Source organism: Pseudomonas syringae (assembly GCF_023278085.1).
Taxonomy (GTDB): Bacteria; Pseudomonadota; Gammaproteobacteria; order Pseudomonadales; family Pseudomonadaceae; genus Aquipseudomonas; species Aquipseudomonas syringae_Q.
In genome coordinates this window covers 3,051,091-3,072,741 of record NZ_CP066265.1, presented here as the reverse complement: position 1 = coordinate 3,072,741, position 21,651 = coordinate 3,051,091, and the positions used below count along the sequence as shown (strand labels likewise).

At 57.7% G+C, this 21,651-nt stretch carries 16 protein-coding genes and 2 pseudogenes; 7 read left to right on the top strand and 11 right to left on the bottom strand.

Going from position 1 to position 21,651, the window contains the following annotated elements:
• Positions 1-16 precede the first annotated feature (16 nt).
• The 5 genes from I9H07_RS13610 to pncA all read right to left on the bottom strand — a co-directional run bounded on the left by I9H07_RS13610 (position 17) and on the right by pncA (position 5,318).
• Positions 17-943: an alpha/beta fold hydrolase gene (locus I9H07_RS13610; RefSeq protein ID WP_024673984.1), complete on the bottom strand. Its 927-nt coding sequence runs from the start codon at positions 941-943 to the stop codon at positions 17-19.
• A 510-nt stretch (positions 944-1,453) separates the two neighbouring features.
• On the bottom strand, positions 1,454-2,851 hold the full coding sequence (locus tag I9H07_RS13605; protein ID WP_236424702.1) for a sensor histidine kinase: 1,398 nt from the start codon (positions 2,849-2,851) through the stop codon (positions 1,454-1,456).
• Positions 2,829-3,512, bottom strand: coding sequence for a response regulator transcription factor (locus I9H07_RS13600; protein WP_003343378.1), 684 nt, complete (start codon positions 3,510-3,512; stop codon positions 2,829-2,831). The genes I9H07_RS13605 and I9H07_RS13600 overlap by 23 nt, the downstream gene beginning before the upstream one ends.
• A gap of 86 nt (positions 3,513-3,598) precedes the next feature.
• Positions 3,599-4,534, bottom strand: a complete 936-nt coding sequence (locus tag I9H07_RS13595; RefSeq protein WP_058823615.1) for a formate/nitrite transporter family protein — start codon at positions 4,532-4,534, stop codon at positions 3,599-3,601.
• Positions 4,535-4,673: 139 nt separating this feature from the next.
• Entirely contained in the window at positions 4,674-5,318 is a 645-nt protein-coding gene (pncA, locus tag I9H07_RS13590; protein WP_236424701.1) for a bifunctional nicotinamidase/pyrazinamidase, read from the bottom strand.
• A 197-nt stretch (positions 5,319-5,515) separates the two neighbouring features.
• Between pncA and I9H07_RS13585 the strand changes: the two genes are divergently transcribed.
• Complete coding sequence (locus I9H07_RS13585) at positions 5,516-7,642, top strand: TonB-dependent siderophore receptor (RefSeq protein WP_236424700.1); 2,127 nt, start codon at positions 5,516-5,518, stop codon at positions 7,640-7,642.
• Positions 7,643-7,746: 104 nt separating this feature from the next.
• Here I9H07_RS13585 and I9H07_RS13580 read toward each other — a convergent pair whose 3' ends face one another.
• Both I9H07_RS13580 and I9H07_RS13575 read right to left on the bottom strand, forming a co-directional pair.
• Entirely contained in the window at positions 7,747-8,991 is a 1,245-nt protein-coding gene (locus I9H07_RS13580) for a cellulase family glycosylhydrolase (protein WP_236424699.1), read from the bottom strand.
• A 449-nt stretch (positions 8,992-9,440) separates the two neighbouring features.
• The gene (locus I9H07_RS13575; protein ID WP_236424698.1) at positions 9,441-10,658 is read right to left on the bottom strand and encodes a cellulase family glycosylhydrolase; all 1,218 of its coding nucleotides are present in this window, start codon (positions 10,656-10,658) and stop codon (positions 9,441-9,443) included.
• Between the two features lie 600 nt (positions 10,659-11,258).
• Here I9H07_RS13575 and I9H07_RS25080 point away from each other — a divergent pair.
• Both I9H07_RS25080 and I9H07_RS25075 read left to right on the top strand, forming a co-directional pair.
• Positions 11,259-11,792: pseudogene (locus I9H07_RS25080) on the top strand (MCP four helix bundle domain-containing protein); the annotation flags it as partial.
• A gap of 51 nt (positions 11,793-11,843) precedes the next feature.
• Complete coding sequence (locus I9H07_RS25075) at positions 11,844-12,887, top strand: methyl-accepting chemotaxis protein (protein ID WP_419178522.1); 1,044 nt, start codon at positions 11,844-11,846, stop codon at positions 12,885-12,887.
• 39 nt (positions 12,888-12,926) lie between these two features.
• Here the strand turns inward: I9H07_RS25075 and I9H07_RS13565 are convergent, their stop codons facing one another.
• The 4 genes from I9H07_RS13565 to I9H07_RS13550 form a co-directional block, all read right to left on the bottom strand.
• Complete coding sequence (locus I9H07_RS13565; protein ID WP_236424696.1) at positions 12,927-13,883, bottom strand: D-2-hydroxyacid dehydrogenase family protein; 957 nt, start codon at positions 13,881-13,883, stop codon at positions 12,927-12,929.
• Between the two features lie 37 nt (positions 13,884-13,920).
• Positions 13,921-14,574: a DUF1345 domain-containing protein gene (locus tag I9H07_RS13560; protein WP_236424695.1), complete on the bottom strand. Its 654-nt coding sequence runs from the start codon at positions 14,572-14,574 to the stop codon at positions 13,921-13,923.
• 148 nt (positions 14,575-14,722) lie between these two features.
• Positions 14,723-16,075 (bottom strand): glucarate dehydratase, encoded by a 1,353-nt coding sequence (gene gudD / locus I9H07_RS13555; protein WP_236424693.1) that lies wholly within the window; start codon positions 16,073-16,075, stop codon positions 14,723-14,725.
• A 50-nt stretch (positions 16,076-16,125) separates the two neighbouring features.
• Positions 16,126-17,451, bottom strand: a complete 1,326-nt coding sequence (locus tag I9H07_RS13550) for an MFS transporter (RefSeq protein WP_024673973.1) — start codon at positions 17,449-17,451, stop codon at positions 16,126-16,128.
• Positions 17,452-17,921: 470 nt separating this feature from the next.
• On the opposite strand from I9H07_RS13550, the gene I9H07_RS13545 reads away from it, so the two are divergent.
• The 4 genes and pseudogenes from I9H07_RS13545 to I9H07_RS25065 all read left to right on the top strand — a co-directional run bounded on the left by I9H07_RS13545 (position 17,922) and on the right by I9H07_RS25065 (position 21,596).
• Positions 17,922-18,635 (top strand): FadR/GntR family transcriptional regulator, encoded by a 714-nt coding sequence (locus tag I9H07_RS13545; protein ID WP_058392057.1) that lies wholly within the window; start codon positions 17,922-17,924, stop codon positions 18,633-18,635.
• Positions 18,636-18,710: 75 nt separating this feature from the next.
• Positions 18,711-19,853 (top strand): glycerate kinase, encoded by a 1,143-nt coding sequence (locus I9H07_RS13540; protein WP_236424692.1) that lies wholly within the window; start codon positions 18,711-18,713, stop codon positions 19,851-19,853.
• A gap of 117 nt (positions 19,854-19,970) precedes the next feature.
• Positions 19,971-20,741 (top strand): annotated as a pseudogene (locus I9H07_RS25070) (MCP four helix bundle domain-containing protein); the annotation flags it as partial.
• A complete protein-coding gene (locus I9H07_RS25065) occupies positions 20,733-21,596 on the top strand; it encodes a methyl-accepting chemotaxis protein (RefSeq protein ID WP_419205016.1) in 864 nt (287 codons plus the stop codon). The pseudogene I9H07_RS25070 and the gene I9H07_RS25065, both read left to right, overlap by 9 nt.
• Positions 21,597-21,651: the final 55 nt, after the last annotated feature.

Here is a 21,651-nt window from a genome sequence, read left to right as displayed (position 1 = left end):
CGCTGACGGTTGTGCTTCATGCCATCGCAGTGACGCTTGGCCATACTTCGGTTCTGGCTTCGGTGCCCAGAAATTGCAGCGCAGTCTTTTGCGAGTGGTGCCAGGCCGCCTTGCTTTCCAGGTCCAGAAAGTGCCCGGTGTCCGGCACGACGTTGAAACTACTCTTGGCGATGTAGTTGGAGAACATGCGTGCATCTTCGACGGTGGTGTATTCATCCTTCTCGCCGTTGATGAACAGCACCGGGATCTTGATCGACGAAAAACGCTCGACGTAGTTACTGGCGCTTAGTGTGCGAATCTGGCTGATATGGAAGTCGATCTGCGCGTACTCATGTTCGGCAAGGCTGATCAGGTGCTTGTAGTTGTAGAGCTTGAACAGGCGGGGTAAGTACTTGCCGACCGTGTCGTTAAGCAGCGCGCCGATCTTGCGTTTCTCGCGTGCGGCGAGGTACACCTGAGCATTGTCGATGTAGTCGAGCATCGGTTCGTTGAGGACCGGCGAAAACGAGCTGATGATCGCCTTTTCCACGGATGCCGGGCATTCGGCAAGCGCCAGCAAGGCTGATACGCCGCCCCACGACACAGAAAGCAGGTAGTTGACCTGATACAGATCGATCAGTTGAAGGAGGATGTTTACTTCATCTTCCTTGCTGACAATCATGTCATCCGAGTTGTGCGCCCGGGATTGTCCGGAAAAGGGCAGGTCGAAGAGAACCAGGTTGTAGTGCGGTTGCAGGTACTTGACGGTCTGTCCGAAAGAGCCTGTTGTGGACAATGCGCCGTTGACCAGCAAGATGGTTTTGGCGTCGCTGCTTCTCCAGTAAGTCTCGGTATAAACCTTGTACTCACCTACGCTTAAAATCTTTGATTGTGCGCCCATAATAGCCTCCCAGCCGATGTCGATCCCACGATTAAATACAGCTTTCTCTGCTCGGGCAGCCATGCCTGAGCCTCGCCTTGTCAGTGGCGAAATCCGGTGAGTTATTATTTTGGGTAGAACAGGAAAACGGTGTTGCGACTGCGCGTGATGCCCGGCTATAGATAACCCAGTGCCATCAGACCGACAAGTCACTGACGTCATAAAAATGTAGGGCAGTTCACATTTTCAATACCCACCCGTTTGGATAGGGTGATGAGCACGACGGGTTTGTTCGGGGAAAAGCGAGCTAAAGCGCCCGAAAAGCTCAACTAATGGTCGGAACTTGTGCACGCTGAAACGGTCAAGCAATATCATTTTATGAAACATAATGTTACAAATAGGTGCTTGGCAAGCTGCGCCAGATTATTATCAAAACGCAGAAACCCTTGATCCAGACACTTCAAGCTTGTCAAAAAGCAGGCGCGCCGCGGTTTTTCGAGCCAGTCAGCTCACGTTCTTCAGTCTGCTTGCAGGCATCAACCTTACGCCGTGGCTGATAGCAAAAATCCCGCTAAAAAGCGGGATCCGTACTGATCATGCCAGCGCATGTACCGGACGACATTCCAGCAGCAGGCTGGCGCCGCCGTATTCGCTGGTGCCGATCTGCAGGGTAAACCCGTGCAGATTGACGATGGCGGCAACTACCGACAGGCCGAGCCCGAAGCCGCTGTGCTCGTTGCCGTTTTCGCTGCGATAGAAACGCTGGAACACTGCATCACGCTCGGCGACCGGGATGCCTGGCCCGGAATCCTGCACTTCAATGCATGGCGTGGTGCCGTCCTTTGCGGTGTAGGCACTGATTTTCACGATTCCGCCAGACGGGGTGAATTTGATCGCGTTACCCAGCAGATTGGTCAACGCCTCGAACAGCAGGGCCCGGTCACCCACCAGAGTGGGCAACGGATCATGCAGTTCCAGCAGCAGCGTAATCTGGTCTTCTTCGGCCAGTGGCAGGTAAAAATCGTGCAACTCCTGCAGTAGCGGCTGCAACTCAAGCTCGATGAACGCTGAACGTCGTTGACGGTCTTCCAGCTCCGAAATCCGCAGCAGGCCCCTGAACCGCGCCATGAGCGTATCGGCCTCGCCAATCACCTGAGCGATCTGCGTGGCGTGGGTAGAGTCAGGCGCCGATTGCTGCTGAATGCGGTACAACTGAGCGCGAAGACGTGTCAGCGGAGTGCGCAGATCGTGAGCGATGTTGTCACAGACGCCCTTGACTTCGTTCATGAGTTTTTCGATGCGGTCGAGCATGGCGTTGACGATCACCGCCAGCATGTCCAGTTCGTCGCGCCGGTTGGAAACCGGCAGGCGCCCGGCCATGTCGCCCTCGATGATCGATTCGGCGCTCGCCTGAATGGCCCTGATGCGCCGTAGCGGGCGCCGACGCAGCAAGTGCCAGCCTGCGACGCCCGGGATAATGGTCAGCGAGATACCCCACAGCAAGGCGTGCAGGATCAGTGTGCTGACCGCAAACAATGAACCATTCTCGCGAACCAGCACCAGCCAGCGGCCATCCGGAGTGCGATTGACGATTGCATCGCAACTGCCTTGCGGCATCCCCGGATCATCCGACTCGATGCAGTCGTTCAGGACATGAATCTGGCCGTCGATCGGCAGGTTTTTCGGGATGCTGGTGATGGGGCCGGCCACCGGGCGGAAGTTCTGATCGAACAGGCCGTAGGCATCCACCGAGCGTGTATCGAAGGTCATGCTGGTTGCCAGGGCGTCCACCAGACCCTGACCCTCGAAGCGTGAGAACAACTGCTGGCGATGGGTGAGCGACTGGCGGGCGAGGGTATCCAGGTAGGACGTGACCTCCCAGTACAGGACGCCAAGAAGAATCACGCTCCAGGCCACGAACAGAGAACTGTACAGCGCCAATAATCGGCTTGTAGACGATCGCCAGCCCTTAGACGGGTTCGGCAATGACATAGCCGGATCCTCGCACGGTCTGAATAAGCTGTGCGGTGCCGGGTTGGTCGATCTTTTTGCGCAGGCGGCCGATGTGGACGTCGATCAGGTTGGTGCCCGGATCGAAGTGATAGCCCCAGACTTCCTGGAAGATCATCATTCGCGTGATGATCTGCCCACTGTTGCGCATCAGAAACTCCAGCAGTTTGAACTCCGTGGGCAGCAGGATCAGCGGCTCGCCGCCGCGACAGGCTTCCCGGGTGATCAGGTTCAGTTCCAGATCGGCAACCTGCAACACCGTCTTGGCGGCACTGACCGGGTTGCTGCGCCGCAACAAGACCTCGACGCGTGCGGCCATTTCGTCCGACGCAAAAGGCTTGGGCAGATAGTCATCCCCTCCGGCACGCAATCCCCGAACGCGCTCGTCCACATCGGACAAGGCGCTGATCATCAGAATGGGGGTGGAAATACCCTGAGCCCGCAGGTGGGTGACGATGGTCAGACCATCCATCTCCGGCAGCATGCGGTCCAGGGTAATAAGGTCGTAATCGCCACTCACTGCACGCGCCAGGCCATCACGGCCATTGTCGACCCAGTCCACTTCCAGCCCGTGGCTGCTGAGTTCGGTGACGATTTCCTTGGCGGTGATGGCATCATCTTCGATAGCCAGAATTCGGGTCATGGTCCCTGCCTGAATAAGTGCGTTCAAAGCGTCATTCTGCCTTTAAAACCCGGCGCGTTCCCTGAAAGAAAGTTTAATGACGGGGATCATATCTCTTGTTGGGCTGCGGAATCCGCGTCCTTGAGCGTCTGCTCTTTTTCCAGACGACGTTTTTCCGCCTTGTTTTTGCGGTCGCGTTCCATTTTGGCTGTGGTGTCCTTCTCGCTACGAATCTGCGCATGGCTGATCAGGGCAAAGATAAAACTGCCACCAATGATGTTGCCTGCCAGCGTAGGTGCTGCAAAAGCAAACCAGAAGTCCTTCCAGCCCAGCTCACCCGCGAATACAAGATAGGATACTTCGGCCGAACCCACCACGATGTGAGTGAAATCGCCCAGCGCCATCAGGTAAGTGATGAGCACGATGATTGCTATCTTGGCGTTTTCCATCGAGGCAATCATCCAGACCATGGTCGCAATCATCCAGCCGGAGACAATGCCCTTGGAAAACATCTGGCTGAGGTCGTTCTCCATGACCTTGCGGCCAATCTCCAGAAACGCCTTGTCAGTGCTGCTATCGAAAATCGGCAGGTTGAGCATGACGTAGGCCACCAGCAGCGTGCCGACCAGATTGCCGGTCAGAACCACACCCCACAGACGAAGCAGCCGCCCGATATTGGCCAGGTTCAGCTTGCTCATGACCGGCAGCACGGCGGTGATGGTGTTTTCCGTGAACAGCTGCTGGCGTGCCAGAATCACCGCGAGAAACCCTGCCGAATAGCCAAGGCTGCTGATTACATGGCTGCCGGCGATGCCTTCGAGACGCGAGTTCAGCAGCCCCATCGCCATCAGCGAGAGGCCCATGGTCAGGCCTGCAGCCAGTGCCGACCACCACAGCGCGGCCACACTGCGCTCCAGTTCGTGGTCGCCCTGCATCCGAATGGTTTCATGCAACACCGCCGCACGGGGCGGCTGGTTTTCGTCAATCTCGCGCTCTTCCTCGGCGGAAAGGCCGGGGGTCTTGCCGTCTACTTCGTGATCCATACCACATCCTCAGCGCCAGTGATGAAATGGACCCGCCAGGCGGCCTCAGTCCGATGCTTCAGACAGGTATCGCGCGCCGTCGTTCGCTGTTGAACCACTGTATATGGCGTTGTAAGGGGCAATTCACAGAAATTCCGTACTAGCCCAGCAACTCCGAGCTCTTCACGCGCTCGACGCCTGCGCTCAGCATCGTTCGCCAGGCCTGTTCCAGCGAGCCGTTCATGTCGATGGCGCGGCAGGCATCTTCGATCACACAGGTATTGAAACCGGCACTGCGCGCATCCTGAGCCGACCAGGCAACGCAGAAATCCAGCGCCAGGCCAACCACGAACACCGTGTCGATGCCACGCTCTTTCAGGTAACCGGCCAGCCCCGTCGTGGTTGTGCGGTCTGCTTCCAGAAACGCCGAATAGCTGTCGATGTGCGCATTGCAGCCCTTGCGCAGGATCAACTGCGCATGAGGCAAGTCAAGATCGGCATGCAACTGCGCGCCATGGCTGCCTTGCACGCAGTGGTCCGGCCATAGGGTTTGCGGGCCGTAGGGCAGGCTGATGCTCTCGAACGGCATGCGTTGCACATGACTGGAGGCAAACGAAATATGCCCGGCCGGGTGCCAGTCCTGAGTGATGATCACCCTGGCGAAACGCTGCCCCAGACGATTGATCAGCGGCAGCAATGCATCGCCATCGGATACCGCCAACTGGCCGCCGGGCATGAAGTCGTATTGCATATCGATCACCAGCAAGGCGCAGCGAGGGTCGGCGGGCTGCTTGGAAAGAGGCATTGTCGGTTCTCTCATCGGAAGGCATTCGGTTGGGCAGAGTTTGCCTGTTTGTCCCCGTATTTGCTAAGCGAGATGTTCGACAGGGTAAAAGGTATTTTTGCGAATTTGTATCAAGTGTTAATACGAATCTGTACTATTCGCGAAAAAATCCTGCCAGGTCCCAAGAGGTCTGGTTTCTTGCCAAGGGCTGCACGTCGATGCGTCGTACTCTCGTTTCACTTTGTGTCATTCAAGCTGTTTCACAAGCCGCCTGGGCTGACCAGGTCACTGCCGCGCAACCTTCGATAGAGTTGCAGAACATCGACATTCAAGGCAGCGCCAGTGCCGAAAGCGCGCAGGGGCCGGTCGATGGTTATCGGGCCACGCGCTCCGCCAGCGCCACACGTACTGACACGTCTTTGCATGAAACCCCGCAGTCCGTCAGCATCGTGACTCGCGACGCGGTGGAAGATATCGGCGCCACGCGTCTGCAGGATGCCCTCGATTATGCAGGCGGGGTCGGGCGAGCCAACAACTTCGGCGGTCAGGGCCTGACCACCTTTACCGTACGCGGCTTCACGACGGGCGAGTTCTATCGCAACGGCTTCCCGATCAACCGTGGTTACCCGAACATGCCGGACGCCAACACTATCGAGCGCCTTGAAGTGCTGCGCGGTCCTGCTACCACGCTGTATGGCCGTGGCGACCCGGGCGGCACCTTCAACGTGGTCTCCAAACAGCCGCTGGCCGAGCCCTCGGTTACCTTGGGCAGCCAGCTCAATGATCAAGGCATGAAGCGCGGGACACTGGATGCCTCCGGCCCGCTGGATGACGAGGGGCGCTTTGCCTATCGCCTGAATGTGGTGGGCGAGGGCGGTGATACGTTCCGTGATCACGTCGAAACCGAGCGTTATGGCGTTGCACCGGTGTTGAGCTGGCAGGTCAACGACGCCACGCGCATCACTTTCGAGGGTGACTTCATGCGCAACAACGCGCCGCTGGACCGGGGCCTGACGCGTTATGCCAGCCAGACCCGTACAGCGTCACGCGATACCTTCTTCGGCGAGAAGAGCGTGGGCAAACTGCACAATGACAACAACATGGCGCAACTGCGCTTCGATCACGACCTTAATGCAGACTGGAAGCTGGGCGGTGGCGTGCAGATACTCGATGGCTCCCTCAAAGGCGACGCGATCGAGGCCAACGGCCTGGCCGCCGACGGTCGCACGCTGGGCCGTAACTTCAACTACCGCAAGCTGGAATGGACCGACCGCGATGTGCAACTGAACCTGACCGGGCATTTCTCGGCGGGTGGTTTCGAGCACACGCTGCTGACCGGCGTCGAGTACGAAAACTACGACTACAAGTCGATCATCCAGCGCTCCAGTGGCGCGGTCAGTGCGTACCCTATCGACATCTTCAACCCGGTCTATGGCCAGGCCCGCCCGGCACTGACCCGGACCACCACCCACGACAAGGAAAACCTGAAAACCTGGGCGGCCTTCGTGCAGGACCAGGTGGCGCTGACCGAACGCCTGAAATTGCTGGGCGGCGTACGTGTTGAGCGTTTCGAACATGACTACGATTCCTTTCTGCCAGGCACCAGCAGCTGGACTGCCAGCGATAACGCTGTCACGCCGCGCGTCGGCCTGAGCTACGACCTGACCGACACCGTTGCGGTGTATGCCAACACGGCGCGCTCGTTCAAACCCAATAGCGGTGCCAGCCGGCTGGGTGGCGGCTTCAAGCCGGAAGAGGGCAAGTCCTACGAGATAGGCACCAAGTGGGAAGCGCTGGAAGGACAGTTGAGTGTGGACGCGGCGATCTACCAGATCGAGAAGCGTAACGTGCTGACCACCGATCCGGTCGATTCAACGTTCAGTGTGGCGGCAGGCGAGGTGCGCAGCCGTGGCCTGGACCTCAACGTGGTCGGCAACCTGACGCCCGAGTGGAAGATGATGGGCAGCTACGCCTACGTCGACGCCGAAGTGACCAAGGACAATGCGCTGCGCTCGGGTACACGCTTGATGAATATCCCCGAACAGACCTTCAGCCTGCTCAACGTCTACGAATTTCAGGACGGTGTGCTGCGCGGCCTGGGTCTGGGGGCTGGCGGTCGCTACGTTGACCAGCGCGCCGGGCGTACGGCCAACGTTGCTTTTTCGATGGACAGCTACACCGTGTTCGACCTGCTGGCCTACTACAAGGTCAATTCGCACGTAAAACTCAACCTGGACCTGAAGAACCTCTTCAATACCGAGTATGAGGAAGGTGCGTTTGGTAACGTCTACGCGTATCCGGGCGCTCCGCGGACGGTGCAGATGGGCATTGCCTATACGTTGTGACGCCGCAGGTATCGAGTTCTGATAGAGGAAGCCTGACCCTTTTCGGGGTCAGGGTCAGTAGCGTGCGTTATGGAGAGCGGACGGTCACACGCAGCGTGGAATCATCAGTACTGATCGGACTTTGAAAATCCGACCCGGCGGCGAAGTTTGCCATCCTGGAACTGGTCCTTCCCGGGTAAGATGTCCGCTCCGGCCGCTTTGAGAGCGGTCAGATTATCCGTCAAGGCTTTAGTGGCATCATCCTTTTGCTGGAACATGTTTCCTGCCAGCCATTTGGCATTACCCACTTCGCCAATCTGGAGTTTATAGCCAGCATTTTTCAGCGCCTTGATCTGGCTTGCAAGCCGGGAAGAGGCTTCGCTTTCCCTGGCATACACATGAGAGCTGCCAATCAAGGCAGGATTGCCGTCGCCATTGGCGGCCTTTAATTGATCGGCAAACTTGACCAGCCCGCTTTCCGGGCCAGCGGTCAGGCCGCCACCCCAGTTGCTGTCCTCGACAACGATACTTCCTTTATAGCCGGCATCGCGTGCCGATTTAATTAGTGTGCTTTGCATGTCGGCCCAGTCCTTACTGGCACTTTTACCGCCCTGATTGAACGTATCCAATACGAAACCGGTATGACTGCCGAACTTTTTGACCACGTTACTGATGTCGGTCGAGGCCTGTTTCAATTTTTCTCCCGTCAGCACGTTTCCGCTACCCTGGTTCGCACTGTCACGAAAAGTGAACTGAACTTTTACGCCATGTTTGCCCCCTTCATTAAGCAATGCTCTGAGCTTGTCCATCTGCCTGGCATCCTGAATCTGATCATGCGTCATCTGAATGCGTAAGGTCCCGCCGCCAATCGCTTTCAGATTCTGGATCATCTGCGTGGCTGCCGCAGGTGTGGTGATGTCATCCGGCACAACGTTGGCTCCCCCATGCGAGACGACCTCGGCAACCTTGACCGGCTCTGAGGAGGAAACCTTGTCTTTGCCTTTGGCTTTTTCCGCTGGCTCTGAACGGGGCGCGTTATCTTTTGCAGTTGCCACTTCGTCGCGCAGAGCCTTGGTATCGTCCTGACTGACACGTACTTGACTGGCCAGTAGAGCCGCATCCGAAGAGGATGCTCCGCTCTCCAGCGACTGAGCGTTTCGATTAAGCATCCTTCTCGTGTAGACCGGAAACGCTTCCGGCGACTCGGCGGGGCGGCTGTCGGAGGCGGTGTAGGTGTCGAGTTTTGCCTGCGTATCCGGATGTGCGTCATTAGTGCCAGCGTTCACGGGGCGCGTGGGTCTGTCTTCCATGACAGGCTTTTCTTTGGCGGCCGTGAGGAGGTCATATGACCTGGCTGAGCGGATATTCATCAAATTGCCCTTTAGCGCTGTACGAGAAGTGACAGGGCATCGGTGATGCAGGAGAGTGGGTTGCCAGGGAGTCGATAACTTTTTAAATGACAGTGTTCATATAAAGCAGTGGGGAACTTAATATGACGCGCTTATCAACGTGTTGCCTTTTCTGCTATGTATTAAGATACGGCCTCTTGGCGTTACCCTGTTTCGAAGATTATCAATCGGCGGCGCAGGGTCGCATAAACAGGGTTTTTTGAACAACAAAAATTCGGAGTGGCTGATTGTTTTTTATGTGACTGCGCTGGTCGTTTGCAGGTCCTGGGCTATGTGCGGGTCTGGAGCAAGAGACCGACAGCGCATCGGCCTGCCTGTCTCTGAATAGACAACCCGCCCCTTTTTTTTGGGGGGGAGTTCAACTGCGCGCTACGGTTTGCCGGACCACAATCCCACGGCGCGTTGAATGATCAGTATTGATCCGATTTGGAGAATCCAACGTGGTGGCGAATTTGGCCATTCTGGAACTGGTCTTTCCAAGGCAAAATATCTGCCCCTGCCGCCTTGAGAGCGGCAAGGTTATCCCGCACGGCTTTCGTGGCATTAGCCCTTTCCTGGAACGTGTTCCCACCGAGCCAGTTGGCGTTGCCCACTTCGCCGATTTGAGGTTTATAGCCGGCATTTTGCAGCGCTTTTATCTCGCTTGCCAGGCGGGCAGAGGCATCGGCATCGTTGGCGTATTCATGAATACTGCCAATCAGGCCAGGGTTGCCTTTGCCATTGGCGGCCTTCAGTTGATCGGCGTATTTGACCAGGCCACTCTCAGGGCCCGCGGTCAGGCCACCTCCCCAATTACTGTCCTCAACAACGATGCTTCCTTTATAGCCGGCACTGCGAGCGGATTTGATTAATGTACTTTCCATGTCGGCCCAGTCCTGGCTGGCTTTTGTACCACCTTCATTGAACGTGTCCAGGACGAAGCTGGGACGACTGCCGAATTTTTTCACCACGTCACTGATGTCGGCCGAGGCCTCCTTCAACTTGTCTCCCGTCAGCACGCTTCCGCCTCCGCCGTTCGCATTGTCACGGAACGTGAACTGAACTTTTACGCCTTGTTTATCCCCTTCATTAACCAAGGCAGTCAGTTTATCCATCTGCTTGCCATCCCGGATCTGATCATGCGTCATCTGGATGCGCAATGTGCCGCCCCCGATGCTTTTCAGATCCTGAATCATTTTCGTCGCGGCTGCAGGCGTGGCGATGTCATCAGGATCAACATTGGCGCCGCCATGTGAGCCACTGTCCGCAGTGCTGGCATTTGTAGTCGGGCCTGAAACCTTTTGTTCGGCAGTTGCAACGTTATCCTGGAGTGCGTTTGTGGTGACGGTACTGGCAAGTACTTGCTGACTGGCTGACGCTGTACTGGATGAGGCAGTGGTGTTTTGCAGCGGCTGCGCGTTGCGATTGAGCATGGCTCTTGTGTAGACCGGTGAGGCCTCTGGAATTTCTGCAGGACGCCCTGAAGCATCGTATTTATTCGACGCCGTGTAGGTATCAATTTTTGCTTGCGAATCGGGAGAGGGACCACTAACGGCAGTGCTCGCAGGCAATATCATCTTGTCTGCCATAACGGATTTTTCTGTCGTGGCCATAGAGTGGTCATATGACTTGGTTGAACTGATGTTCATTGTACGCCTCGGGTGGGGGGTAAGTAAATTTGGCGGCGATACTAGGGGTGGCAATTGGCCAATTCAAGAGGTTAAAAAGAATAGAGATAAATACCGAGAGCAGTAATGTATTAAATGCAGGTAATCATATGAAAAATAGATTATAAGTTAAGCTTTTGATTTTAAAGGTTATTGATCTGTTCTGGTTTTCTTTTGGCGTCGTTTGACAGTGAATGTTGCGGCGAGGTTTTATCTACAGAGTGAATGGGGAAGCATAAATGAAGTACTGGGTTAGACTAAAAGTCTGACTTTTTACTGTGTGGAAATTTTTATTTTAACGCTCTAAAAGTTCTGGATTAATTGCGAGGGTTCTGGATTAATGGCCGAAAATTTTCCCCCGGCGCCTTTTGCCTGGCTCAATAGCCTGGCGGCGTTTTTTATAGAAGTGTCTTGGTGAGCAAAATAGTATCGGTCGTTTTAATAAATAGTACCGGCGAAGTGCGTTTGAGTATGTGCGCGTCGTCGCTAACATAGCCCTTCAAGACTTTATTTTCCCTGCCATCACACTGCGGGTTGCAGTTCCGTGTGTGCCTGGGGCACCTGTTATCGAGAGGAAGTTGTATGTACTTGAGACGTTTCAAAATAGCCACGCGAACCTTGGCGTGCTTCGCAGTCATGGTGTTGCTGGTACTGGGCCTGGGTATTTTTAGCCTGGCGCAGTTGTCCAGTATTCGCGCCAAAGGTCTTGAGATCGAAAACGATTCATTGCCTGGAATTGCCTTGGGCGACGCCATTGCGTTGGCGTTTTCAAATACGCGTTACGACGTGATGAAAATGCTGTCTGCCCGCAATGCCGATCAACTGGCGCAAGCGCGCGACGAGTTAATGCAGCGCGAATCAGCATTCACACAAGCCATACAGGCGTACCAGCCATTCATCGACTCGCCGGGTGAGCGTGATTTGATCGAGGGTGTCGACAGGACGTTTCGAAACTATGCCGGCCATGCCGAACAGGTTCACGCGATGATCACCGCAGGCCAGGAAGACGCTGGCCGTCTGCTGGCCTGGAATGAGATGGCAGCTATCGCGAAGTCTTTGATGGGCCAGCTGGATGACTTGAAGCAGCTCAACGATGCTGCGCAGGTCGACGCCAGCACCAGTTCCAGCCATACCTATGCCACCGCCAATCAGGTGACATTGTTCACTATGGTTTTCGCGCTGTTGATAACCCTCGTTCTGGCCTGGCGACTGACTGTCAGCCTGTCGGGGCCTATCAGGCAGGCATTGGCTGCGTCCGAAATGATCGCGGCAGGCGACCTTCGCGTCGGGCACATCGAAAACCAGGGCAGTGACGAAGCAGCCTTGTTGCTCGGGTCGATGGTACGAATGCGTGAAAACCTTCGGAACACGCTGAGCCATGTCGGGCAGGCCGCAGGTCAATTGTTCACGGCAACCGAAGAAATGAACGCGTTGATGCGTGATAGCAACGCTGACCTGCAGGTTCAGAATGGCGAAATAGAGCTGTCTGCTACGGCGGTTAACGAGATGAGTCAGGCGGTACAGGAAGTGACGCGCAATGCTGTTTCCACTTCGGAGGAATCGAGGGCGTCTGCGCAAGCTGCGAGGGAGGGGCAATGTGAACTTGGTCTGACCATGGGATCGATCACGCAACTGACGGACGATGTGCAGCGGGCGACCGACCAGGCACAGCTGCTTGCCCAGAGGGCGCTGGAAATTTCGAAAGTCCTGGAGGTGATACGGTCGGTTTCCGAGCAGACCAATCTGCTGGCCTTGAATGCCGCCATCGAGGCCGCCCGTGCCGGTGATGCCGGGAGGGGGTTTGCCGTTGTCGCGGATGAGGTTCGTGCATTGGCCCACCGCACCAGTGATTCAACGCGAGAGATCGAGAGCATGATCGAGCATGTGCAGGAGGGCACCCAGAATACCGTAACGGCTTTGTCGCTTAGCCGCGAACAGGCGCATCGCACCAAAGCTCAGGCCGAACTGGCCAGCGCGGCGCTGGCATCTATCGCCAGTTCGGTGATGATCATTGATGACCGCAACATGGTGATCGCCAGCGCCTGTGAAGAGCAAACCCAGGTTGCCCGTGAGGTTGATCACAATCTGGTGCGCATTCGCGATCTGGCTGCCCAATCGATAACTCGCGCGAACAAGACCACCCGTGCCAGTCAGGTGGTTGCAGAGCTTGCTGACGGACTGAATGAAAGGTTGAGGCATTTCCAGTTGTGAAGAAATGCCGTGGCCCGGGCAGGGCAACGTCTCGACGTCTCAGCCAAACACCCGAATCGGCGCTCCTGCATGCCACGCCTGAATGTCCTCGATCATCTGCCCGTAAAAGGTCCGGTAGTTGTTCTCGGTCACATAGCCGATGTGCGGCGTTGCCAGGACGTTGTCCAGCGTGCGAAACGGGTGATCGGCAGGCAGTGGTTCGATGTCGAACACGTCGAGCGCCGCGCCGGCGATTCTGCGCTGTTGCAGCGTTTCGATCAGTGCGGCCTGATCGATGATCGGGCCGCGTGACGAGTTGATCAGGTAGGCGCTCGGCTTCATCCAGCCCAGCGCCTGCGCATCGACCAGGCCGCGGCTGCGCTCGCTGAGTACCAGGTGCACCGACAGCACATCAGCCTGCTCGAACAACTGCTGCTTGCTGACGTAGGTAACGCCTGATTCTGCGGCGGCCTCTTTGGTCAGGTTCTGACTCCAGGCGATGACATTCATGCCGAATGCCTGGCCGTAGCGGGCGATCCATTTGCCGATGCTGCCCAGCCCCAGGATGCCCAGCGTCTTGCCGTGCAAATCACTGCCCAGCCCGACTTGCCACTGGCCCGCACGCAATGAATTGGCCTCGGCCACCAGATTGCGGGTGATGCCCATGATCAGTGCCCAGGTCAGTTCCGGGGCAGCATTCTTGTAGCTTTCAGTGCCACACACGACAACGCCCTGGCGCCTGGCAGCAGCCGTATCGATGGCCGCGTTGCGCATTCCGCCAGTGACCAGCAGTTTGAGCCTGGGCAATTGGCTGAGTAACGCCTCGTCGAACGGGGTCCGCTCGCGCATCACGCAAATGATCTCGAAGCCTTGCAGGCGCTGCACCATGGTCGCGGTATCGGCCGGGAAGTCGTGCAGGAAGCTGACGTTGCCGACCGGATTGAGCGCCGACCAGTCCACCACGTCGCTGGCAACGTTTTGCCAGTCATCGAGCACTGCGATGTTCAATGGGATCATGGTTTAAAGGCCTCTTGATGGGGTGTTTGAAAGAAGGCTAGTTGAACAGGCTGGCGGCAATGTTGATCGAGAAACCCAGAATAGCGGTGTTGAATACAAAACAGATCAGCGACTGGCCCAGCACTACCTTGCGCATTTCACGCGTCGCCACGCCGACATCAGAGGTCTGTACCGCAACGCTAAGGGTGAACGAGAAGTACAGAAAGTCCCAGTAGTCGGGATTCTTTTCCCCACCCACAAACGCCAGCGCTGGTTCCTTGCCTTTCCAGGTGTAGAACATGCGCGCGTAGTGCAGGCTGAAAATCACCCCGATCATCAGCCACGCACCGATCACGGTCAGGCCGGTGAACGCGTGATGGAGCATCTTGGCATCGCTGGAAAGACCTTTGCTGCCGGCGATCTCAAAAATGATCGCGGCCAGGCTGGCAAGCGCTGCGACGCACACGGTGACCAGAATGACACCCGCGTTTTCGTCTTCCATCAACGCCACGCGCCGAACATCGTCGGCGTTGCTGCGTAGGGTGCGGACGAAGATAAGGATCAGGTAAAGCCAGACGCCCGTGTCCCAGCCAGTCAGCAGGCTTTGCGTCAGCGTTGCGTGAGGGATCAGCCAGGACCAGGCGATGCCTGCGGTCAGGCCAATCATGGCGGCGAGAGTAAGGCGAGGGCGGGTGCGGGCGAGATGGCGCATGCGGTCTAGTCGTTACGGGATGTTGCGAGACAGTAGCATGCCGATTCAGCCCGCCAAATCCGATTTGAAAAAAACGGCGCGCAAGGGGGTTGCGCGCCGTGTGCCAGCCAGTGATGAACAGGCGGCGAGTCAGTTGCGAATGTCCGGATCAACGCACCAGGCAAGGCTGTTTGTTGTTGAATTTCCAGTCTGGTATCAGAAACTGCATGGCCACGGCATCGTTGCGTGCGCCCAGGCCCATGCCTTTATACAGTTCGTGAGCCTTGGCCAACTGGTCCGTGTCCAGTTCTACACCGAGCCCCGGTTTCTTCGGTACGTCCACCTTGCCGCCGATGATTTGCAGCGGCGCCTTGGTCAGACGCTGACCGTCCTGCCAGATCCAGTGCGTATCGATCGCCGTGATGTTGCCCGGCGCTGCGGCGGCGACGTGAGTGAACATCGCCAACGAGATATCGAAATGGTTGTTGGAATGCGAACCCCAGGTCAGGCCCCATTCGTTGCACATCTGTGCCACGCGGACTGAGCCCTGCATGGTCCAGAAGTGCGGGTCGGCCAGCGGAATGTCCACCGATTGCAGTTGAATGGCATGGCCCATTTCGCGCCAGTCGGTGGCGATCATGTTGGTGGCGGTCTTCAGGCCGGTGGCGCGACGGAATTCAGCCATGACTTCGCGGCCGGAGTAGCCGTTTTCCGCACCGCACGGGTCTTCGGCATAGGCCAGCACATGATGCTGATCGCGGCACAGGCGGATGGCTTCCTTGAGCGACCATGCGCCATTGGGGTCCAGCGTGATGCGTGCGTCGGGGAAGCGTTCGGCGAGGGCGGTAACCGCTTCTATTTCCTGGTCGCCGCTCAACACACCGCCCTTGAGCTTGAAGTCCTGAAAGCCATAGCGCTGGTGCGCGGCTTCGGCCAGGCGCACCACTGCTTCCGGAGTCAATGCTTCTTCATGGCGGACACGAAACCAGTCGTTATCGGCGTCTGGCTCGCTGCGGTAGGCCAGGTCTGTCTTGCGCTGGTCGCCTACGTAAAACAGGTAACCGAGCATGTCGACCTGATCACGCTGCTGACCTTCGCCCAACAACGCTGCAACCGGCACGTCCAGATGCTGGCCCAGCAGATCGAGGAGGGCGGCTTCCAGTGCTGTTACCGCATGAATGGCGATACGCAGATCGAAGGTCTGCAGGCCTCGGCCGCCTGAGTCCCGATCGGCAAAGGCTTTACGCGCTTGGTTGAGAATCTTCTGGTAAGTGCCGATGCTGCTGCCGACCACCAGCGAGCGCGCGTCTTCCAGGGTCTGGCGGATCAGCTCGCCGCCGGGCACTTCGCCGACGCCGACATGCCCGGCGTTGTCCTTGAGAATGACGATATTGCGGGTGAAATAAGGGCCATGCGCGCCGCTGAGGTTGAGCAACATGTCGTCATGGCCGGCCACCGGTACAACCTGCATTTCAGTAATGACCGGGGCCTTGCTGGTGATGTTGGAGTGCTGAATGTTCATGACTGCTCCTGTAAAAATATGACCTGTAATGGCATCACTGTCCGCGTGCATCAATGCGTGGCCGGGGTCTGGATGGCGGCGACCGGCGTCGCGCCTGGCTTGGGTGTATTGCGGGCGGCAAAAACGATGATCGCGGCAATGATCGACGTCGCGGTCAGCCCATAAAGTCCGCCCTGGATCGAGCCGGTATGTTCTTCCAGCAGGCCGAACGTGGTCGGCGCCACGAAGCCGCCGAGGTTGCCCACCGAGTTGATCAGCGCAATGACCGCTGCGGCGATACGCGCGTCCAGGTACGCCTGCGGAATCGGCCAGAACAGCGAGGAGGCTGACTTGAACCCCAGTGCCGCAAAGCAGATGGCAACGAAGGCAAAGATCGGGCTGCCGGTGGTCGACATGAACATCCCGGCCGCGGCGATCAGCAGGGCGATGGCTACCCACGCCTGTTGGCGCTTCCATTTGGCCGACAGCGTGGCAAAGACGTACATGCCGATGATCGACAGCAGCCACGGTATGGAGTTGAACATGCCCACTTCGAAGTCGGTCATGTCGCCCATTTTACGAATGATGCTGGGCAGCCAGAAGGTTGCAGCGTAGATAGTCAACTGAATGAAGAAATAGATCAGGCAGAACAGAATGATCTGACTGTCTTTCAGCAATTTGCCAATCGAGGCCTTGACCGGGGTCGCCGCTTCACGAGCCGCCTGTTCGGCATCAATGGCGTTGACCAGAGCGTCCTGTTCTTCGCGGGTCAGCCATTTGGCATCGTGCGGTTTGGAGTCCAGCCAGAACCACACGAAGAAGCACAGGCCGACCGAGAACATGCCTTCGATGAAGTACATCCACTGCCAGCCTTTCAGGCCAAAGCCGGTGATTTGCAGCAGCAGGCCGGACAGCGGGCCGGAGATCAGCGAGGCAATCGCCGAACCGCTGAGAAAGATGGCGATGGCCTTGCCACGCTCGACGCCTGGCAACCAGCGGGTGAAGTAGTAGATCACCCCCGGAAAGAAACCTGCCTCAGCCACACCGAGCAGAAAACGCAGGATGTAGAAGTGGGTTTCGTTCTGAATGAATGCCATGCAGGCGGCCACGATGCCCCAGGTCAGCATGATCCGGGTCAGCCAGATCCGTGCGCCGACTTTTTGCAGCAGGATGTTGGAAGGCACTTCGAACAGGGCGTAACCGATGAAAAACAGCCCGGCACCCAGGCCATAGGCGGCGGCACCAATGCCCAGGTCGTGCTCCATGTGCGAGCGTACGAAGCCGATGTTCACCCGGTCGATGTAATTGACGATAAACATGATGACGAAAAGCGGCAGGACGTGACGTTTGACTTTGGATACGGCCGTATTCAGGACCGAATCGGTGCCATCAGCCATCCTGGAATTGGATGTGCTCACAGTTGAATCTCCCACTCGTTGTTTTTATGCGGGTATGTGCAAAGTGTGTCCTTCGCATTGTCGGTCATCATACAAGTAAAAAGCGCTTTCGCAAGTCCCTGTTGTTATCGAAAGGGAAGATAGTTGGCGCAGTTCAGAGCAGGGGTAGCGTATTGGTCCAGCGAGGAGGGTGAGCGTCAAGGATAGGGTGGAACCCATTAAATGCTGGGCTTCTAGAGGTATCGCTGGAGAATGGTAGGGTCTGTATTGACCCTTTTCGGCGGTTTTTTTTGCGTCAGGACGATCCTGTCCATATCTCGGAGACTTTGACAGGTAAGGTTTACTTGTAATACAAGCTAGACAAGCGCGCAGGCCTTTTAAACGCCGGACCTTCACGCATTCATCGCTATGCGCACGTCATTAAAGGCGCCGCATGGCCGCCCATTCAGACAAGTCAGGACCCGAATACCATGCAGGAATCCGTCAGCCCGGCGCCCAAGCGTCGTCAGCACAGCCTTGCCACTGATCTGGTCACTGAGCTGAGTCAGCGCATTTTGCTGGGCAAGATCGCTCCTGGTCAGAAGCTGCCCTCCGAAAATCAGATCGTCCGCGAGCACGGCGTCAGTCGCACAGTGGTGCGCGAAGCGATTTCCAAGTTGCAGGCATCCGGGCTGGTCGTCACTCATCACGGCATCGGCACTTTTGTGCTGGAGCGCAGTGACCAGACCGGGTTGCGCCTCAAGGTGGAAACCGTCTCGCGAGTGCGCGACATCATCGAGTTGCGCATCGGCCTGGAAACCCAGGCGGTGGCGTTGGCCGCCATACGCCGCACTGATGAGCAACTGGCGGCCATGCGTCAGGCGCTGGACGACTATCAGGACCTGCTGGCCAATGAAGACAGCTGCGTCGAGGCCGACAAGCGCTTTCATATGCTGATCGCTGAAGCGACCGGTAATCCTTATTTCATGGAGATCATGCAGCACCTGGGCAGCGCGATCATCCCGCGCAGCCGCATTGCGGCCAGCGAGCGGGCTGGCAATAACCTGGCGCATCAGGGCTATCTGGCCAACCTGGAACATGAGGCGCTGCTCAGCGCCATTCGCCGCAAGGACCCGGACGCCGCCCGCGCCGCCATGTGGACGCACCTCAGCAACAGTCGTGAGCGATTGGTGCCACTGGAGTAGGCTGATTAGTGTCACATTGTGCTTCGAGATATTCTGCTTTTGGGTATTCAGAACAAGAAAATACGGAGAGCAATAATGAAAATAGTCATCGCCCCTGACTCGTTCAAAGACAGCCTCAGCGCGCAGGCCGTTGCCGATGCGATTGCCAGTGGTCTGGCCGAAGTCTGGCCTGATGCCGAACTGATCAAGTGCCCAATGGCCGACGGCGGTGAGGGCACCATCGAAGCCGTGCTGGACGCCTGCAATGGCCAGTTGATGAGCGCCAGCGTCAGCGGGCCGCTGGGCACGCCGGTCGAGGCGCAGTGGGGCTGGCTGGCGGACAGCAGGACCGCAATCATCGAAATGGCGATGGCCAGCGGCCTGCAGTTGCTGACCCTGGAGCAGCGCGATGCCTGCGTGAGCAGCACCTTCGGCACCGGACAACTGATTCGGGCAGCGCTGGACGCCGGGGCGCAACGAGTGATCCTGGCCATTGGTGGCAGTGCGACCAATGATGGCGGAAGCGGCATGCTATCGGCATTGGGCGCACGCTTTCTCGACGCAGAGGGGCAACCATTGCAGGCCGGAGGTCTGGCACTTGCGGGGCTCGCACGCATCGACCTGAGCGGCTTTGATCCGCGCTTGTCTGACGTGTGCGTAGAGATTGCCGCCGATGTCGATAATCCACTGTGCGGAACCCATGGCGCGTCACATATATTCGGCCCGCAAAAGGGCGCTTCCGCCGTACAGGTATTGGCGCTGGACGCTGCACTGGGGCATTTTGCCGATCACTCAGCGCAGGTCCTCGGGCAAGACCTGCGCGACAGTCCTGGCAGTGGCGCGGCCGGGGGCATGGGCTTCGCCGCCAAGGCGTATCTGAAGGCTTCGTTTCGCCCCGGTGTCGAGGTTGTTGCGGACCTCACCGGGCTCGAGCAGGCGTTGGTGGGTGCCGATCTGGTGATTACCGGTGAAGGTCGTTTCGACGCACAGACCCTGCGTGGCAAGACACCTTTGGGTGTGGCGCGGGTCGCCCAGCGGCAACGTGTGCCGGTGATTGTGCTGGCCGGGACGCTCGGCGATGGCTATGAACAGCTCTACCGGCACGGAATCAGCGCGGCCTTCGCATTGGTCAGTGGCCCGATGAGCCTGGCGCAAGCCTGCCGCGACGCCAGCGGCCTGCTGCATGATCGCGCCCGGGATGTGGCTCGGCTCTGGCAGTTGGCCGCAGGTCGTGGCTGAAACATTTTGAATTATTGATGACAGCGCTCAAGAAACATAGGACAGGGACGATATGTTCTCGGTTGTCTGACAACTTCTCGTCAGGCACCGCCCTCCAAATATAAAAGAGTTCTGTCCATGAACATACGCAACCTCACTATTGCTCGTCGTGCCGGTCTGGGTTTTACCCTGATTTCCCTGCTGGTGGCATTGCTCGGCTGGTTCGCGCTGGCGCAGATGTCGACCATCCGACAGAGCGAGGTGGCGGTCGAAACCAACTGGCTGCCCAGCATGCGAGTGGTCAACGATATCCGGGAAATCATGCTGCGCATCCGGACCATCTCTCTGCGCATGGCGCTGGACACCGATCCTGCAAGCATTCCGACCTATCGCGGGCAAATGGACGTGCGCCTCGGCGATCTGAACAAGAAGCTGGACATCCTCAAGACATTTGTCGACACCCCTGAGGAAAAGTCCCTCACTGAGCAGTTCATGGTGACCTTGGGCCAGTATCGAAGCGCGCTAGACCGCTCTTTTGTACTCGCCAACCAGAGTGACAGCGCTGGTCTGAACAAGCTGTTGTTGATCGACATGAAGCAGATCGTCGACGGCTCGGGCAAGCAGCTCAATGATCTGGCTGAGTTCTACATGACCAAAGTCGATGCCGAAGGCAAGTCGGCCGAGGCGCAGTACAGCAAATCGCGCGATATCGTGATTGCCTTTGTGGTCCTTGCCGGACTGTGCACCATCGGTCTGGCCCTGTGGCTGACCCGCAGTATCGTTCGCCCGCTGCAACGCGCCGTGAATGCGGCCGAACAGGTGGCTCAGGGGGACCTGACCCATAGCATCGAAGTCGATGGCGACGACGAGGTCACGCGCCTGCTGCGTGCGCTGGCAACGATGCAGATCAATCTGCGCGACGCCATGCGCCACATCGGCAGCTCGGCTACTCAGCTGGCCTCGGCTGCCACCGAACTGAATTCGGTGACCGAAGACAGCTATCGCGGTCTGCACCAGCAGAACGCCGAGATCGATCAGGCCGCCACCGCGATCAACGAAATGACCTCGGCAGTGGAAGAAGTGGCGCGTAACGCGGTGTCCACTTCCGACGCTTCCAACCAGTCCAGCACGTCGGCACAGGCCGGGCAGACGCGTGTGATCGAAACCGTGCAGTCGATCCAGACGCTGACCGACAACGTCCAGTCCACCTCGGCGCTGGTGCAAAATCTCGCCAACCAGTCTCAGGATATCGGCAAGGTGCTGGATGTGATTCGCTCGATTGCCGAGCAAACCAACCTGCTGGCGCTCAACGCGGCGATCGAAGCGGCGCGTGCGGGCGAGTCGGGGCGCGGTTTTGCGGTGGTAGCAGACGAAGTGCGGGCACTGGCGCATCGTACCCAGCAATCGACACTGGAAATCGATTCCATGGTCAGCGCCATGCGCAGCGGATCGGCACAAGCGCTGGATTCGATGAACATCAGCCGTGATCGCGCCGACTCGACCCTGTCACTGGCCAAGGGCGCTGGCGAATCGCTGAGCGAAATCACCGCGTCGATCAATCAGATTTCCGAGCGCAACCTGGTCATCGCCAGCGCGGCGGAAGAGCAGGCGCAGGTGTCGCGTGAAGTCGACCGCAACATCGTCAACATTCGTGACCTGTCCATGCAATCGACCCAGGGCGCCAATCAGATCAGTGCATCGAGCCATGAACTGTCGCGTCTGGCAGCGGACCTGAATCAGGTCGTCTCACGCTTCAAGGTGTAAAAGCCTGCAGGATTGCAGGCGGTGTCTGCTTGCCGTCGAACGACCGGGCGCGCAT